The organism is Desulfurobacterium sp. TC5-1 (genome assembly GCF_000421485.1).
Lineage (GTDB): Bacteria > Aquificota > Aquificia > Desulfurobacteriales > Desulfurobacteriaceae > Desulfurobacterium_A.
This window is the reverse complement of record NZ_ATXC01000001.1, coordinates 1,197,474-1,214,753: the sequence shown is the minus strand read 5'-3', so window position 1 is coordinate 1,214,753 and position 17,280 is coordinate 1,197,474. Positions and strand designations below refer to the sequence as shown.

At 40.9% G+C, this 17,280-nt stretch carries 14 protein-coding genes; 7 read left to right on the top strand and 7 right to left on the bottom strand.

Features of this window, described 5'->3' with window-relative positions:
* Positions 1 to 966 carry a bifunctional oligoribonuclease/PAP phosphatase NrnA gene (locus H153_RS0106275; protein WP_027720059.1) on the top strand — a complete coding sequence of 322 codons (966 nt, stop codon included), beginning with the start codon at positions 1 to 3 and terminating at the stop codon, positions 964 to 966.
* Here H153_RS0106275 and H153_RS0106270 read toward each other — a convergent pair.
* The 7 genes from H153_RS0106270 to leuD form a co-directional block, all read right to left on the bottom strand.
* Positions 960 to 1,751: an ABC transporter ATP-binding protein gene (locus H153_RS0106270; RefSeq protein ID WP_022847290.1), complete on the bottom strand. Its 792-nt coding sequence runs from the start codon at positions 1,749 to 1,751 to the stop codon at positions 960 to 962. The two genes, H153_RS0106275 and H153_RS0106270, sit on opposite strands and share 7 nt — an antisense overlap.
* Positions 1,752 to 1,753: 2 nt before the next feature.
* Positions 1,754 to 2,656, bottom strand: coding sequence for a thioredoxin domain-containing protein (locus H153_RS0106265; protein WP_022847289.1), 903 nt, complete (start codon positions 2,654 to 2,656; stop codon positions 1,754 to 1,756).
* A 52-nt stretch (positions 2,657 to 2,708) separates the two neighbouring features.
* Entirely contained in the window at positions 2,709 to 5,387 is a 2,679-nt protein-coding gene (ppdK, locus tag H153_RS0106260; RefSeq protein ID WP_022847288.1) for a pyruvate, phosphate dikinase, read from the bottom strand.
* A gap of 11 nt (positions 5,388 to 5,398) precedes the next feature.
* A complete protein-coding gene (glyS, locus tag H153_RS0106255; protein WP_022847287.1) occupies positions 5,399 to 7,459 on the bottom strand; it encodes a glycine--tRNA ligase subunit beta in 2,061 nt (686 codons plus the stop codon).
* Complete coding sequence (locus tag H153_RS0106250; RefSeq protein WP_022847286.1) at positions 7,449 to 8,312, bottom strand: glycine--tRNA ligase subunit alpha; 864 nt, start codon at positions 8,310 to 8,312, stop codon at positions 7,449 to 7,451. Before H153_RS0106250 ends, glyS begins: the two co-directional genes overlap by 11 nt.
* Positions 8,313 to 8,562: 250 nt before the next feature.
* Entirely contained in the window at positions 8,563 to 9,642 is a 1,080-nt protein-coding gene (gene leuB / locus H153_RS0106245; protein WP_022847285.1) for a 3-isopropylmalate dehydrogenase, read from the bottom strand.
* A 19-nt stretch (positions 9,643 to 9,661) separates the two neighbouring features.
* Positions 9,662 to 10,168: a 3-isopropylmalate dehydratase small subunit gene (gene leuD / locus H153_RS0106240; protein ID WP_022847284.1), complete on the bottom strand. Its 507-nt coding sequence runs from the start codon at positions 10,166 to 10,168 to the stop codon at positions 9,662 to 9,664.
* Between the two features lie 214 nt (positions 10,169 to 10,382).
* On the opposite strand from leuD, the gene H153_RS09955 reads away from it, so the two are divergent.
* The 6 genes from H153_RS09955 to H153_RS0106210 all read left to right on the top strand — a co-directional run bounded on the left by H153_RS09955 (position 10,383) and on the right by H153_RS0106210 (position 17,250).
* Entirely contained in the window at positions 10,383 to 12,725 is a 2,343-nt protein-coding gene (locus H153_RS09955; protein WP_022847283.1) for an ATP-binding protein, read from the top strand.
* A 66-nt stretch (positions 12,726 to 12,791) separates the two neighbouring features.
* A complete protein-coding gene (locus H153_RS0106230) occupies positions 12,792 to 14,333 on the top strand; it encodes an ATP-binding protein (protein ID WP_022847282.1) in 1,542 nt (513 codons plus the stop codon).
* The gene (locus H153_RS09500; RefSeq protein ID WP_022847281.1) at positions 14,330 to 15,574 is read left to right on the top strand and encodes a cation diffusion facilitator family transporter; all 1,245 of its coding nucleotides are present in this window, start codon (positions 14,330 to 14,332) and stop codon (positions 15,572 to 15,574) included. Before H153_RS0106230 ends, H153_RS09500 begins: the two co-directional genes overlap by 4 nt.
* Positions 15,571 to 16,161 (top strand): NYN domain-containing protein, encoded by a 591-nt coding sequence (locus tag H153_RS09495; RefSeq protein WP_022847280.1) that lies wholly within the window; start codon positions 15,571 to 15,573, stop codon positions 16,159 to 16,161. Before H153_RS09500 ends, H153_RS09495 begins: the two co-directional genes overlap by 4 nt.
* The gene (locus tag H153_RS0106215) at positions 16,121 to 16,762 is read left to right on the top strand and encodes an MBL fold metallo-hydrolase (RefSeq protein ID WP_022847279.1); all 642 of its coding nucleotides are present in this window, start codon (positions 16,121 to 16,123) and stop codon (positions 16,760 to 16,762) included. The genes H153_RS09495 and H153_RS0106215 overlap by 41 nt, the downstream gene beginning before the upstream one ends.
* The gene (locus H153_RS0106210) at positions 16,759 to 17,250 is read left to right on the top strand and encodes a metal-dependent hydrolase (RefSeq protein ID WP_022847278.1); all 492 of its coding nucleotides are present in this window, start codon (positions 16,759 to 16,761) and stop codon (positions 17,248 to 17,250) included. The genes H153_RS0106215 and H153_RS0106210 overlap by 4 nt, the downstream gene beginning before the upstream one ends.
* Positions 17,251 to 17,280 lie beyond the last annotated feature (30 nt).

The window sequence follows — 17,280 nt, the reverse complement described above, 5'->3', positions numbered from 1 at the left end:
ATGACAAGGAGAGAGGTTGCTCAGCTTATAGAGAATATGGGAGGAAGGATACTTATTACATCCCATAAAAATCCAGATGGTGATGCGATAGGAAGTGCTCTCGGGTGGTTCAATTTTTTGAGGAAACTTAAAAGTAATGTAAAAGTGATTCTTTACGATGAGGTTCCCTATTTTTATGACTTTTTGCCTAATGTAGGGAAAATTGTCTCTTCAAAAAAGATAGAAGAACAGTTTGATTGGGCTATAATTCTTGATGTTTCAGAACTTTCAAGAACAGGTTTTGAATCCATTTCGGCAAGAAATTCTCTTGTTATAGATCACCATGCAACGGCAAATCCCCAGAGTACGTTTGCAATAGTTGAACCTTCTATGCCGAGCACGTGCGAGCTTTCTCTTGAAATAATGAAACTGATAGGAGAAGAGCTTATAGATTATGATGTAGCTCTTCCGATATATACAGGTATGGTTACCGATACGGGGAGTTTTGGTTACAGCTCTACAACACCTCAAACGTTGAGAAATGCTGCGTTTTTACTTGAGAAAGGGATAAATCCTTACACTGTTATAAAGAACCTTTTCGAAAGGAATCGGGTAACCAGAATAAAGTTGCTTCAAAAGGTTCTTGAAACTTTAGACTTTGCTCTTGATGGAAAAATTGCTTACATTACGCTTTATCAAAGATTTATTGAAGAAACAGGTGCTGGTATTGAGGAAACGGAAGGTTTTATAAAGTACCCCAGATCAATTGACGGCGTTGAAGTGGCTGTGTTTTTTAAAGAGTATGAAGCAGGAAAGTGGAAGGTTTCTCTCCGTTCTAAAGGGAAAGTGGATGTTGCTGACATTTCAAGGAAGTTTGGTGGTGGTGGACATGTTATGGCGGCAGGGTTTGAATATGCCGGTGAAGGAGGACTTGAAAGATTAAAAGAGGAACTCTTCAAAGTAATTGAAAGTGCTCTCTTTCAATAATGTTTGTCTCCTATAAGGAATATGGGACCTCCTGGAGTTTCGATAATCTTTACATTTACTCCGTAAATTTCCGATAGAACTCGTTCGTTTATTATTTTCTCTTTTTTTCCAGCTACAAATTTGCCGTTTCCAACGATGATTACCTTTTCAATGTACGGCCAGACGAAATTCAGGTCGTGGGTAACCATAAGAATACCAAACTTTTTATTTTTGTTGAGGCTGGCTATTATGTTGAGAATCTTTCTTGAGCTTTTGATATCTACGCCGGTTGTGGGTTCGTCGAGGAATAGGTAGTGGGGATTACCCACAAGGGCTCTTGCTATGAGAATTTTTCTCTGCTGTCCTCCTGAGAGTTTTGAAAAGGGTTTATCGGCGAGATGGTCAAGTTCAAGTGTTCTCAGCCAGTGAAGAGCCAGCTCTTTATCCTTCTTGGTTACAGGTTCAAAGTGTCCTTTTCTCGGGAACAGTCCTGACACTACGATGTCAAAGGCGGTTGCCGGAAAGATTTTTGAGTAACTTTCCATCTGGGGGACGTAACTTAGAAACTGCTTTTCTTCACAATAGCCTGTATCTGTACAGTTGACGCCGTGGATGTAGATTTCACCATCAAGCGGCGGAACTATTCCTAATATGGTTTTTAAAAGTGTTGACTTTCCAGCCCCGTTAGGTCCTACGACTACCCAGAACTCTCCTTCATCCATAAATAGAGAGAGCCCCTTAATCAGGGGCTTTTTTATGTTGTAACCTACGGTTAAGTTTTTAAGCTCAATACCGTGGTTTTTCATCGTTACTTTAACTTGAAGAGCTGGTTGAAAGGAATAAATCCTCTATGGATGTATCCTTTGTTCTTTTCGCCTGGCGGAATGTAGATGATTGTTGGCGTTGCATTTATGCCTTTTTTAAGCAGGTCAGCTCTGATTTTTGTGTAGAATTTCTCAAGCTCTTTTCTCTCTTTTTCCGGTATTTTGTTGTAGTTCTTTGCGACCTCTTCAGCTAAACTCTTGTTAAATTTTATGAAGTTTCCGTTTCCTCTCATGAATATGTGTCCCATCGCTTTCTGGGCTCCATATTTTCTGGCAAGGTAGGTGTAGTAGACAAAACCTTTTATAGAACGTTGACCGTGAACGGGAAGAGGTACGAAAACGAGCTTTATCCCTTTCTTTAAAGACTCTGCAACTTTTGAGAAGTTTTCGTAGCAGAATGGGCAGTAGACATCCCATACTATATATACGGTTTTGTTGCCGTTTCCGACAACATGAGGTATGTTGTTTTCGTTAAGTTCTTTGAGTATTTTTTTAAACCAGGTTAAATCGGTTTTGATCATTTCTTCCCGTTTTTTTGGTTCTATTACAGATGCAAGCGGCATGCCTCCCTTTGTTTCTGAGTCAAATCTGTAAAGCTTTAAAGCCATTTTTTTACCGTTGTCTGTCATCCATACGTAGCCATAGATGTATCTGCTTCCCGCTTTGTCTTTGAATTTTAACTTGTATGCTCTCAGGGTTACCGTTTTATTTGTTGGTTCTACATCAACAAGCTCAAGATTTTTTCCGCCCGCGTGACCGAACATTTTTTTGATGAGCGTTTTTACGTCTTTTGAATTTGCTGTGCCGGTCTGTGCTGTCTGGGTCTGGGCACATGAAAATGATGTGGTTGCAGCAACTGCAATAGCAAGATAAATAAGACGTCTCATGGTCTCACCTCAGGTTAAATTTATTTGAAAAAAGGGGGGTACCCCCCTTTTTTTATTTGGTATTTAATCTAATCTTCGCCTGTGCTGCTGCAAGTCTTGCTATTGGAACTCTAAACGGTGATGGACTTACGTACTGGATGCCAGCTTGCTGGAAGAAGTTGATTGAGCGTGGGTCTCCACCGTGTTCACCACAGACACCCGTTTTGATGTTTGGTCTAATACGGTTTCCTTTTTCTATAGCGATTTTTATGAGTTGTCCAACACCATTTTCGTCAATATGCATAAATGGATCGCCTTTGAGGATGCCCTTTTCCACATATTTTCCGATGAACTTTCCGGCATCGTCCCTTGAAAGGCCAAAGGTCATCTGTGTGAGGTCGTTTGTTCCGAATGAAAAGTATTCAGCATCTCTTGCAAGTTGATCTGCTATGAGAGCTGCCCTCGGTATCTCTATCATCGTTCCAACCTGATAAGGAACTTCTACGCCTGTTTCAACAAACACTTCTGCAGCAACCCGGTCTATCATTCTTTTAAGCTCTGCAAGTTCTCTATCGTCTGCAATGAGAGGGAGCATTATTTCCGGTTTGACTTCTATACCTTCTTTCTTGCACTCGCACGCGGCTTCTATTATTGCTCTTACCTGCATTTCGTATATTTCAGGGTAGGCAATACCGAGCCTTGAACCTCTAAGTCCAAGCATGGGGTTAACTTCATGGAGCTCTTCAGCCCTTCTCTTTATCTCTTCAACGGATATTCCCATTTCTTTAGCGGTCTTTTCAAACTCCTCTTCTGTCTTTGGAAGGAATTCATGAAGTGGTGGGTCAAGGAGTCTTATGTTTACCGGAAGCCCGTCCATAACTTCAAAGATTGCTTTGAAGTCACTCTTTTGCATTGGAAGGAGTTTTTTGAGGGCCTTTTCTCTCTCTTCTTTTGTCTTTGCGAGGATCATTTCTCTAACAACCGGGATTCTTTCTTCGTTGAAGAACATATGTTCTGTTCTGCACAAGCCTATACCTTCAGCGCCAAACTTTCTTCCCTGAAGGGCATCTTCAGGTGTATCTGCATTGACCCTTACCTTGAGGTCTCTTATTTCATCGGCCCACTTCATCAGTTCTTCAAACTCACCTGAAATGTTAGCCGGAATGGTTTTTATTTCGCCGTGGAAAATTTCACCGGTTGAACCGTCTATGGTGATGATGTCGCCTTTTTTGACAACAATATCACCAACTCTGAATTCCTGCTTGTCGTAGTCAACGGTTATTGTTTCGGCACCTACAATGCATGTTTTACCCATTCCTCTTGCAACAACAGCTGCATGTGAAGTCATGCCGCCTCTTGCCGTTAGGATACCTTCAGCTGCGTGCATTCCGTGAATGTCTTCAGGTGAAGTTTCATGTCTTACAAGAATCACCCTTTCACCTTTCTCTTTCATTTCAACGGCTTCATCAGCAGAGAAAACAACCTTTCCAGATACAGCGCCCGGAGCAGCTGGTAGTCCTTTTGTTATGAGTCTTCCCTCTGCAATTGCCCTCTTCTTGTCCTCTTCGTCAATCATAGGGTGGAGAAGCTGGTTGATTAGTGAAGGGTCTATTCTCATAATGGCTTCTTCTTTTGTTATAAGTCCTTCTTTTACAAGGTCAACGGCGATCTTTACAGCTGCTCTTGCCGTTCTCTTGCCTGTTCTTGTTTGAAGCATGTATAGCTTGCCGTTTTCTATAGTGAACTCTATGTCCTGCATATCTCTGTAGTGCTTCTCAAGTATATCTCTTATTCTTTCAAGCTCTTTGTAAACCTCAGGGAATTCCTCTTCAAGGGATACTTGAGAATCGTCAGTTTTCTGTGATTTTCTGAGCGGTTGTGGTGTTCTTATACCGGCAACGACATCTTCTCCCTGCGCGTTTTTGAGATATTCGCCGTAGAATTCATTTTCACCTGTTGAAGGGTTACGTGTAAACGCAACACCTGTTCCTGAAGTATCTCCCATGTTTCCAAAGACCATTGCAACAACGTTAACCGCTGTTCCGTAATCTTCGGGGATTTTGTTGATTTCTCTGTACCTTATGGCTCTCGGGTTGTTCCAGGAGTCAAAAACAGCCCTTACTGCCATTTCAAGTTGCCTGTAAGGGTCCTGGGGGAATTCCTGTCCAGTTTCCCTCTTAATCATCTCTTTGTACTTTTTGACGATGTCTTTAAAATCTTCTGCGGTAAGATCTATATCAGCTTCTGCACCGACTTCTTTTTTCTTTGCTTCTAAGATTTCTTCAAACTTTTCGTGTGGAATACCCATAACGACGTTTCCGAACATCTGTATAAATCTTCTATAAGAATCCCATGCGAATCTCTCATTTCCCGTGCTTTCAGCAAGGCCTTCCACAGATTCGTCGTTAAGACCCAGGTTAAGAATCGTATCCATCATTCCGGGCATGGAGACTGGAGCACCTGAACGAACAGCTACAAGAAGTGGCATTTTTCTGTCGCCGAACTTCTTGCCAACAACTTCTTCAATCTTTTTCATTCCTTCAAGGATCTCATCCCATAGTCCTTCAGGAAACTTTTGTCCAAGCTGAAAGTATTCCTTACACACCTCTGTTGTTATCGTAATACCCGGTGGAACAGGTAATCCAAGGTTTGTCATTTCGGCAAGGTTAGCCCCTTTGCCGCCTAACAAATCCTTCATTTGTGCGGTTCCGTCTGCCTTTCCGTTTCCAAAGAAATAGACTCTCTTAGCCATTATGCCGCCCCCTAACTTCTAATATTTCTAAAGTTCGCAAGTTGCGAAAGAGTTTCTGAAATTAGCTTTAAAATGGACAGTCTGCGGTTTTTGACCTTTTCATCTTTATCCATAACCATAACGTTGTCAAAAAAGAGGTCAACGTTCTTTTTAAGGTTGCCTATCCTCAGGAGTGCGGATTTGTAGTCGCCACTTTTTATGTCGTTTTCAATCTCTGCTTTTACGCGGTTGAAAGCTTCTAAGAGCTGTTTTTCGTATTCGTTGTCCGTCTCTATCTCTTTCTCGTCAGCAGTGAAATCTTCAGGAATTATGTTCATGACCCTTCTCATTGTTATCAGTACGGGCTCAAAGTCCTCGTCACTTCTAAGTTCGTCTATTGCTTTTATTCTTTCTACGGCGTCGGTCAGGTTGTCTGTTACATCAAGGACAGCATCCACCGTGTCCTGACGGAACCTTTCAGAAAGCAGTGCTTTTAGCCTCTCTTTTATGAAGTTTACTACTTCTTCGGGGTTACTTTCGGGGAGCTTTTTCCCCTGATTTCTGTATGTGTCAAATGTAAGTTTTGCAACTTCCATTATGTCTATAAGAATACCGTTTTCCGTTAACGTTCTGATTATTCCTATGGCGTTTCTTCTGAGGGCAAAAGGATCCATTGAACCTGTAGGTTTTAATCCAACACCGAAGAAACCGACAATGTTGTCAAACTTTTCTGCGAGAGAGAGTGCTATACCGGTTTTTGTTTCTGCCGTTCTATCATCTGAAAATCGTGGTAAATACTGTTCAAATATAGCTTCCGCTACTTCTTCGTCTTCACCATCAAGGAGAGCATAGTTTTTGCCCATAACCCCCTGGAGTTCTGTAAATTCTTTCACCATTTCGGTTATAAGGTCTGCCTTTGAAAGGAACGCAGCTCTTTCTGATTTTTTCTCATCACCGTCTATCAGTTTTGCAATTTTCGGGGTAAGGTTTTTAAGCCTTTCCACCTTTTCAAACATAGTTCCCAGTTTATCGTGGAAAATGACACCTTTTAGTTCAGGAACACGTTCTTCCAGTTTTTTCTTCCTATCTTCTTTAAAGAAAAACAGAGCGTCAGATAGTCTTGCTCTTAATACCTTTTCGTATCCCTGTCTTACCACCTCTTCTTCAGGCGGTTTTATGTTTGCTACGGCTATGAAGTAGTTTTTAAGGTCTCCGTTTTTATCTCTTACTGAAAAGTATCTTTGATGCTCTTTCATCACAACTATTGGAACCTCTTCGGGAAGCTGGAGAAAGCGCTCTTCAAAGGTTCCTATGATAGGATAAGGAAATTCAACTAAATTGGTTACCTCTTCAAGCAGATCTTCATCTTCTACTAAAATGCAGCCCGCCTGGTTTGCTAAATCTTCTGCGCTGTCAAGGATAATTGATTTTCTCTTTTCTACGTCAGCTATAACGTATCTTGATTCGAGTTCGGTGATGAGATCTTCGACTTCTAAAACGTTAAAAGGTTCCGGGGCAAGAAATCTGTGTCCCCTTGAAAACGGTTTACTTTCTATTCCATCAAGTGAAAATTTGACGGTTTCGCCACCAAAAACGGCACATATCCATCTTATTGGTCTTCCAAACCGTAAACTTCCACTTCCCCAGCGCATGCTCTTTTTGAAAGGGATGCTTTTTATAAGTTCAGGAACTTTTTCAGACAAGATGTCTTTAGTCTTTCTTCCCTTTACCGTTCTTTTTATTCCAGCGTAAACGCCCCTTTCCGTTTCTATTTTTATGAGATCATTAACGGAAACACCTTTTGAACGGGCAAATCCTTCGGCTGCTTTTGTTGGATTTCCATTTTCATCAAAGGCAGCTTTCCAGGAGGGGCCCGTAATTATTTCTTCTCTGTCAGATTCTTTTACAGGAATTCCAGTGGCAATAAGTATTAATCTCCTTGGTGTTCCAAACGTTTCAACTGTTTCTGCCGTCAGCCGGAAATCATATAGTAATTTTTTAAATTGATCTTTTATGCTCTGGAGTGCCGGTTCTATAAAGGATGCTGGAAGTTCTTCTGTTCCGATCTCAAGTATAAAATTTTCAGCCTTCACTTGCTGTTACCTCTTTCTCTTTTTTTAAGTATTCTTTCGCACACAAATTTGCAAGTTTTCTGACTCTTCCGATGTAAGATGCTCTTTCTGCCACAGATATTGCACCTCTTGCGTCAAGCACATTGAATACATGAGAACATTTTAGGCAGTAATCGTAAGCTGGAAGCACCAGGCCTTTCTCTATAAGTCGTTTAGACTCTACTTCGTACATTGAAAAGAGTTTGAACAGCATTTCAACATCTGCTTCTTCAAAATTATAGACAGACCATTGATATTCAGCTTCTTTGTAAAGATCACCATACTTTACGCCGTTTGTCCAGATAATGTCGTAAACGCTGTCAACATTTTGAATGTACATTGCAATTCTTTCAAGTCCGTATGTTATTTCCACAGATACTGGATTGAGAGTTATTCCACCTGCCTGCTGAAAGTAGGTGAACTGTGTTATCTCCATTCCATCAAGCCAGACTTCCCAGCCGAGCCCCCATGCGCCTAATGTAGGTGATTCCCAGTCGTCTTCAACGAATCTTATGTCATGTTTGTAAGGGCTGATGCCGAGGGCCTCTAAGCTTCCAAGATAAAGTTCCTGTGCATTTTCAGGAGAAGGTTTAAGGATTACCTGAAACTGGAAGTATCTCTGAAGCCTGTTGGGATTATCACCATACCTTCCATCGGCAGGCCTTCTGCATGCCTGGACATAAGCCACGTTCCAGGGCTTTGAGTCAAGTACCTTTAAAAATGTAAAAGGGTGCATTGTTCCTGCACCCTGCTCAACGTCGTAGCTTTTTCCAATGACACACCCTTTTTCAGACCAGTAAGTTTCCAGCTTAAATATCAGTTCCTGAAAAGTCACCTTATTCTCCATTGCCTCGTAATTTCACGCTTATTTTAAAATCTCTTTTTCTGGTAGTCAAACGCTCGCTTTTTTCTGAAATCGCTAATAATTTTAACATTAAATTTTCTATATTTATCGCTTATGGGGGTTGTCTTATCAATTGGTTAGTTAATTCTTTCAGGAAATTATGTTTTGATTTCTCCTGTTATTGAGAAATTTATAGATTAAAGAACATTGAAGGGGCAGGAAAACTCCTGCCCCGGTATGGTCAGTTGTTTCTGATTTCTTCTGCAATAAGGTCTCCCATCTCTTCAGTTGTTACCTCTTTGCATCCGTCGGACATTATGTCTTTTGTCCTGTATCCTTTTGCGAGTACGGTTCTTACTGCTCTGTCTATGGCTTCTTCAGCTTCAGCCATGTCGAACGAGTATGTAAACATCATTCCAGCAGAGTTTATTGTTGCAATTGGGTTTGCTATGTTCTGACCTGCAATGTCGGGAGCAGAACCGTGGATTGGTTCGTAAAGACCGATTTTTCCACCGATGCTTGCAGATGGGAGCATTCCAAGAGAACCTGTCAACATGGCACAGGCATCGGAGAGGATATCGCCAAACATGTTCGTTGTAACTATAACATCGAACTGTTTGGGCCATCTGATTATTTGCATTGCGGCGTTATCAACGTACATGTGGTTTAACTCAACATCGGAATAATCCTGATGAACTTTCTCCATAACTTCTCGCCAGAGAACTGTAGCTTCCAGGACGTTTGCCTTATCAACGCTGGTAACTTTTTTCCCTCTCTTTCTTGCCACTTCAAAGGCAACCTTTGCAATCCTTTCAACTTCATGCTCGTAGTATCTTAGAGTGTTTATGCCAACCTTTTCGTCACCGTCAATGAAAATTCCTTTAGGAATTCCAAAATAGATACCGCTGTTGAGTTCTCTAACAACCATTATGTCAACGCCTTTAACGATTTCGGGTTTTAGAGAAGAGGCATCTATGAGCTCGTCGTATAGTTTTGCAGGCCTTAAGTTGGCAAATGCGTTAAGTAGCTTTCTTAGACCTAAAAGAGCCCTTTCAGGTCTTATTGAAAATTCAAGGTTGTCCCACTTTGGTCCACCCACGGCGCCAAGGAGAACCGCATCTGACTCTAGAACCATCTCTTTTGTTTCTTCAGGAAATGGGTTACCCGTTTCGTCTATGGCCGCTCCGCCAATAAGCCCATATTCGTAGTTAAGTTTAAGGTTGAACTTTTCAGCCACGGCGTCCATAACCTTAATGGCCTGTTTTACGATTTCTGGGCCTATCCCGTCGCCCGGGAGAACTGCGATGTTAAACTCTTTCAACTTTCTGCCTCCTGTTACTTTATTTTTCCTGGAGCTTCTGTTTTGCATATTCCATCAGGCCACCGGCATCCATTATTTTTCTTATTTCAGGTGGTATAGGTGTAGCTTTAAATTCTGTTCCCTTCGTTATGTTTTTTATTACGCCTGTTGCCGGGTTAACCTCTACGATGTCTCCTTCTTCTATACCTTCCACGGCTTCCGGTGATTCAAAGATTGGAAGTCCTATGTTTATGCAGTTTCTGTAGAAGATCCTTGCGAAAGACCTGGCTATAACTGCGGAAACTCCAGCAGCTTTTATGGCTATTGGTGCGTGCTCTCTTGAAGATCCGCATCCAAAGTTTTTTCCGCCAACGATAATGTCACCTTTCTGAACCTTTGAAGGAAACTCGGGGTCTGCATCTTCCATGCAGTGTTTTGCAAGCTCTGCCGGGTCAGATGTGTTGAGGTACCTTGCAGGTATAATTTCATCCGTATTTATGTCGTCTCCAAACTTGAAGGCTCTGCCTCTGTAAGTTTCTTCGTTCATCTATAAATCCTCCTGTAGCAACATTATAGTTTACCGGTTAAGTTTTGATTGAAGGAATTTTAGCATCTTGAAACTGGAAAAGTATAATGACTGGTATAAATATATGTTATCGTTACTTTTTGTATATAGTCGCTTTGATTTGATACGGCGAGGGACAGTTCTGTGTTTTATATTTAAATGTTGAAATGCAATATTGTTTTAAGGTGTGATTAAGATGAAAATCAGGACGAAATTTATACTTCTCCTTTCCGTTATGGGTTTTTTTGGCTTCCTGGCCTCCACTACAGGTATGTACAGCATGCATATTCACGAGAAAGTGGATGAGAAGATAGAAGCTGTGAGTACAGAAAGGTATCTTCTTGAGAGGATGCTTCTTGACTATACTATGGGATTTGTGGAGGGTTTTAAAGGCCATGAGAAGCAGGATCTTAAGCGTACTATGGCTATTTTTGATAAGAATCTTAAGGCTCTTGGAGAGGGAGGTGTTTTTATTCACTTTACAGGTCTTCGTCATGAGGCATCTCTGGAGGAAAAGTTTGTTGTTGACGGAGGTCTTTTAAAAGAGAAAAACTATTCTCAAGAGCTAAAAGTTGTTAATGAGGTTTGGAGTAAGCTTAAAAAAGATCTTTTGTCCGGAAAAGTTCCGCCAGAAGTGTTGTTAAAGGAAGCGGCGCCGTTAAAAGAGGCTTTTGGGCTTATAGTTGATAAGCTGAAAAAGAGTAACGAAAGGCGGCTTTTTTATAAACTTGAAGGTATTTACATAGTTATTGGAACTCTTGTTTTTCTTCTGATAGCTATGATGCTGAGGGATGTATCTTACAGATTAAACAAGCTGACCCGCGCTATTTCAAGCATTCCATCAGGTCTTGTCTGTAAACTTTCAAGTATTCCTGAAAAGTATAAAACGGACGATGAGATAGGTGAGGCATTTAAAGCGTCTGAAGATACGGCAAAGCTCATTTTTACGTTGCTTGGCAGAATAAAGTTTATGCTTCAAAATTTTCAGTCCGGGCGTATTGAAAAAATCCGGATAGATGATCTTGAAGGTAAGTGGAAGGATATAGGAGAGCTTTTAAATGCTATATCTGATAAATGGGCTGAGGCTGCTCAGGCAACTTTAAGGTGGATAGAGTGTTTTAAGGGTCTTCGTTCCTGCGAAACGTGTGAAAATCGTTTTAATTGTGTTATTCCTGCTGACAACAGGGGAATCTACAAGCAGATTTATGGAACGCTTAAAAGGCTAAAAGATGAAACGATGGTTGCGGCTGACGAAATTGAGCGGTTTAGAGAGGAAGTTTCTAAAGCCATAAGGGAAGGGAAGAGTTACATTCCATCAACGATTGACTATTCAAAAATTCCGGAATTTCTTATCCATATAGCGAGGTCTCTTGAAGATATGGCAATTTATTTGATAAATGCCCTTTCCAGCCAGAAAATTTTTCTTGCAACGGTTTCTCATGATATCAGGACGCCCCTTAATGGTATCATCGGCTTTTTGAACCTTTTATCGCAGTCAGATAAACTCAGCGAAAAGGACAAAGAGTATGTGGAACTTGCCCTTTCAAGTGCCAAGCAGCTTTTAAGCCTTGTCAATGATATTCTCGATGTAGCAAAAATCCAGGCAGAGCAGATAGAGCTTTATACAGAACCTCTGAACATAATAAAGGTTTTGAAGGAAACGGCCTACGCTATCTCTTCAAACCTTAAGAAAGGTGTGAAGTTAAGGTTTAACTTTCCGGAAGAGGAGATATGGGTTGTAGCTGATGAGAAGAGAATCAAACAGATATTCTTTAACCTTCTTTCAAATGCTGCCAAGTTTACAGAGAGAGGTTATATAGAGGTCGGACTCAAGAAGAAAAAAGACGAAGGCGAAGTTGTCAAACTTCTATTTTACGTTAAAGATACGGGAATTGGTATTCCTTACGAAAAGCAACCATTACTTTTCAGACCTTTCTCTCAGGTTAAAAGCCACATAAGCAAAAAAGTTGAAGGAACGGGATTGGGTCTCTTTATAACCAAGAAACTTGCCAACATAATGGGTGGTGATGTCTGGGTTGAAAGTGTGCCCGGAAAGGGTTCTACCTTCTATGTATTGCTCTCTCTTAAAAAGACAAAGGCGCCTGCAAAACAGTCTGCTGTGAAATCTGTTAAATGCAGAAAGGCGGATAAAAATCTAAAGGTTCTTGTTGCTGAGGATGTTCTTGTTAACCAGATTTTTATCAGGGAACTTTTGAGGAAGAAATTCGGCATAGAGCATGTGAGAATTGTTGATAATGGGGAGAAAGCGGTTGAAGAGGCGGAAAAAAACAATTATGACATAATTTTGATGGATTTAAAAATGCCTGTTATGGATGGACTTACGGCAGTTAAAGAGATACGTAAAAAAGGTATAGATGTTCCCATTTTTATTCTCACGGCAGATGCGTTTAGAGATTCTGAAGAAAAAGCAATGAAAGCAGGGGCTGACGGTTACCTTGTTAAACCTATTGAATTTGAGCAGTTATGTAAAGCGTTAACTTATGCTACTAATTACAAAATGAGAAAAGAAAAGGGATGATTCTTATTCCTTTGTACATTCACAGAAAAAATTTTTTCTTGATTATCTCTGTTTGGAGTGTTAAAAATGGCTGAGAAAAGGGAAAAGATAGGTGTATGTTTGAACGAATCTACCCCCAAGGAAGTTTTTTTTATAAGTCCCAAGAAGGTTTCGCTTGGTGAGTATGTGGAGCTTAACTACGAAAGTGCATGTGTTTTGGGATTTATTAAGTCAATTTCCTGTTCTACCAAGCTTTTTGATGACGATTTTGATTTTGATGATATAGAGAAGTTAAAGCGGATTTCCAACAGACGTCTGTTTTTCTACGGGAAGATATCAATCTTGGGTGATGTGGATAAGAACATGTTTATTCCACGGGTTCCGCCGCCGCCCGGAACTGATATATATCTTGCTTCATCGGATACTTTGCGTAAAGTGTTTGGAAGAGACGATGGTAAAAAAATTTGCATAGGTTCTCTCCTTACAAGAGAGGATGTTGACGTTTATGTTGATGTTGACCAGATAGTTAGCAGGCATCTTGCCGTGCTTGCCGTTACTGGAGGTGGTAAGTCAAACACGGTTTCCGTGATTATAGAGGGTATGCTGGAAAAGTCAGCAGCCGTTCTTGTCTTTGATATGCACGGTGAGTACGTAAATTTTAATTACAGGGTGGACGGAGAGAATGTTGTTAAGCGACTTGAGCTGAAGTTGAACCCTGTTCATCTTAGCTACAAGGAGTTTAGACAGTTTGCCAACGTTGATGACAATTCGTTTATTCAAGATAGATATCTGAGAAGGGCTTTTAGGACAACTATAGAGGACATTTCATCCGGTGCCATTCAGGTTGATGCCTTCTGGGGAAGGTTGAAGGGTGAGCTTGAAATGTATAGAGAACAGGCCAGGGAGGATCCGGACATAAAAGATGACAGGAGATCTATCATAGGCGTTCTCAACAAAGTCGAGGACATGGAAGATGCTTACAGTGAACTTTTTGACCTTTTTCAAAAGCCGATAGTTGATCAGATAGAACCGGCCCGCCTTAATGTTATCGATTTTTCTCATGTTGATGAGAAAATTGCTGACATTATTGTAAGCCACGTTTTGAGGAACCTGCTTGAAAAGAGGAAGCGGTTTGTTCACGGTTACGATGGCGGACTTGAATTCCCCGTGTTTTCTATACTTGAAGAAGCTCACATACTTGCCTCTTCTTCCGTTAATACCCGTTCTAAGTACTGGATATCAAGAGTTGCAAGGGAAGGGAGGAAGTTTGGACTCGGGTTATGTCTCGTCAGTCAGAGGCCAAAAGCCCTTGATGTTAATGCCCTTTCTCAGGCAAACAACATGATTATTCTCAAACTTGTTGAACCGAGCGACCAGCGGCACGTTCAACAGGCGGCAGAATCTTTAAGTAGCGAGCTTGTTGAACAACTATCCTCTCTTAATGTCGGGGAAGCTCTTGTTATGGGGAAGATGATACCGGTTCCTGCTCTTGTAAAAATAAAGTTAGCAAGAGGAAAAATGTCGGGAAATGATAGGAGTGCTGTGGAAGAGTGGGCGAAAGTTATGCAGAAAAAGAGAGATTTGATGAAAGAGATAGACTCTTTTTACAGTGATGAGGAGGAATTTTGATATATAGAGAAAAAAAGAAGATAGCTCTTATGTCTGTTTTTTTTAATTTAATACTCTTTACCATTAAACTTTCAGCAGGACTTGCTTCAAATTCTGCGGCTTTGGTGGCAGATGCAATTCACTCTCTCTCTGATCTGGCAGCGGCCGTTTCTGTCTATGCCGGTATAACCATTGCTAACATGAAGTCAAAAGAATTTCCTTATGGTCTTTACAAGGTTGAAAACATAGTTGCCATAGTGAGTTCTTTTGCAATTTTTCTTGCGGGATATGAGATAGCAAAGCATTCTCTGTTTGGAGGAGGAAGGGAAAGAGTAACGAACCTGCCGGTGGCTCTTGTGGCTATTTTTGCAACTTTTATTCTCACGCTTGTTTTTTCCTTTTACGAGAGAAAAAAGGGAGAGGAATTGAATTCTCCAAGCCTTATTGCAGATGCAGAACATGTTAAAACCGACATGTTCAGTGCTGCTGTGGTTCTTGTAGGTGTTATCGCGAATTATGCGGGCTATCCGTGGATAGAAAAGATGGCCGTGGCAGTTGTTGTTGTGCTTATATTCCGTGCCGGTTTTGAAATACTGCTTGAATCTTTGAAGGTTTTGCTGGATGCTTCGATAGATAGAGAAACTCTGGAAAAGGTTAAGAACATAATGCTTGAATTTCCAGAAGTTTCAGGAATAAAATCTATAAGAGGTAGAAATTCAGGAAGTTACAAATTTATAGAGGCTGAAGTCTATATCGATTGTGACTCTCTTGAAGAAGCTCACGAAATTGTAGATGCCATAGAGCAGAAAGTTAAAAAAGAGATACCTTTTGTTGAAAAAGTAATAATCCATCCGGAGCCTTATGAGCCGCGGAAGCAGGTAATAGCAATGCCTCTTGATTCAAAAGATAGATTTTGTGAAGGGTTTGGTAAATGTGATTTCGTTCTAATTGCCGTCGTTGATAAGAAGAGAAAGCTCTTAGAAAGCACTAAAATTTATGTTAATCCTGTTAAAAACATAGAAAGGGGAAGGGGTATAGAGCTCGTTGAATTCCTTAAAAGTAAAGGTGTAACGTGTATAATTCTTCCTAAAGTACCATCTCACAGGGGTGTTCTTTATGCAATGGCGGAAAATAGAATTAAGCTTGCCGTTGTTGATGGAGTGAGAAACCCTTATGAATTTCTTGACAGGTTGTCCTCTGAAAATTTTAAGTGTCAGTCTCCTCTTATATTTTTGAGAGAAGGAACAGGAGGGAGCAGGTGAAAGCCAGAGACTACATAGAAAGAGATTCGGTTTACGGGCATTTGAAAGTTGCCGTTTTTATCGATATGCAAAATCTATACTACGGTGCAAGGAACACCTTAAAGAAGAAAATAGATTTTAAAAGGCTCCTTGAAATAGCTGTTAGGGGAAGGAAGCTGCACAGAGCGATAGCTTATCTTGTGGATCTTGATAACGTGAATCAGGGAAGTTTTCTGTATGTTTTGAGAAGTCTCGGTTATGAGATTAAATTGAAGCAGCCGAAAAAGTTTTACAGCTGGGATAAGATTGAGTACAAAGCCGATTGGGACATGGGGATAGCCATTGATGCTATAGCCATGGCTGAATCGGGAAAGATAGATGCTGCCGTTTTAATGAGTGGTGACGGTGATTTTGTTGACCTTGTCAATTTCCTGAAAGCAAAGGGAATTAAGGTTGAGGTGATTTCCTTCAAACCTATTACGGCCAAAGAACTAATTGTTGCAGCTGATGAGTACATTGATCTTTACGAAGTTTCAGATTTTATAGTTTTAAAAGAGGAGAACAGCCATGGTGGTGAAGATATTTCCGCTGGGCCTTTTGGCGGTTAACACGCTCTTTGTCTATGACTTGGACAGCAGGGAGGGAATGATTGTTGATCCTGCCGGTGAACTTGATGAAATAATCGGCGTGGCAGACAGGAATGAGGTAAAGGTAAAGTACATAGTGAATACTCATGAGCATCCCGACCATGTTGCGAAAAACGCCTGGGCAAAGATAGAGTTCCCGGATGCAGAGCTGATAATGCATCCAGCAGCTGCAGAAAACGTTAATCGCTGGATAGAGTCTGAATTTGGGAGAAGCATTGGTGCCGAATATTCACCGCCACCTGATAGAACCGTTGACGAAGGTGATGTTATTACCATTGGTAAGAATGAATTTAACGTTTTTTACACGCCCGGTCATTCACCTGGAAGCATATCCCTCTACAGCAAAGATGATAATTTTGTGATAGTTGGGGATTTAATCTTTAAGGGAAGCATTGGGCGTTATGATCTTCCTGGAAGTGATTACGAAACCTTGAAAAGATCCATTGTTAGACTTCTTGACAGGCTCAACAGGGATACAGTCATCATTCCCGGTCATGGGCCTACGACCACGGTGAAACAGGAACTTCTTGATAATCCTTTCATCAGGGAGTTTATTATATGACAACAGGAACTCATGTGCTTGCTGGAGTGGCAGTTGCTCTCTACTTCAAACTGCCGATTTTTCCGGCGGTGGTTGGTTCAGTCCTCCCCGATGTTGATGTAGGGAAAGGGTTCCCGAAGAAGAGAACGCTTTTTAATGCACATAGAGGAATAACCCACCATGTTGCTGTTCCGCTAATTTTTATCTGTGTTGCAGTTGTGTTAAAAGGTAGTGTTCCGTATGCTGTTTATAGGGACATTCTCTCTTTTGCTGCAGGTTACCTTTCTCACCTTTTTCTTGATGCTCTGACGCCCCTTGGAATTCCCGCTGGGTTTTCTTACGGTCAGAGATTCTCTTTTAAGCTTTTAAAGAGCGGCAAAGTTTCGGAAATTGTTGTTGTTACTCTTTTGATTTTCTTTTTAGCCGTACTTTTAAAGACAGAGACCATTACGGTTGAGGCGTTTTTCGGAAGAGACAATATTTCATTGCTAATGAATATGCTAAAATAGGATTTGTCACCGGCAACTTTAAATCGGGAG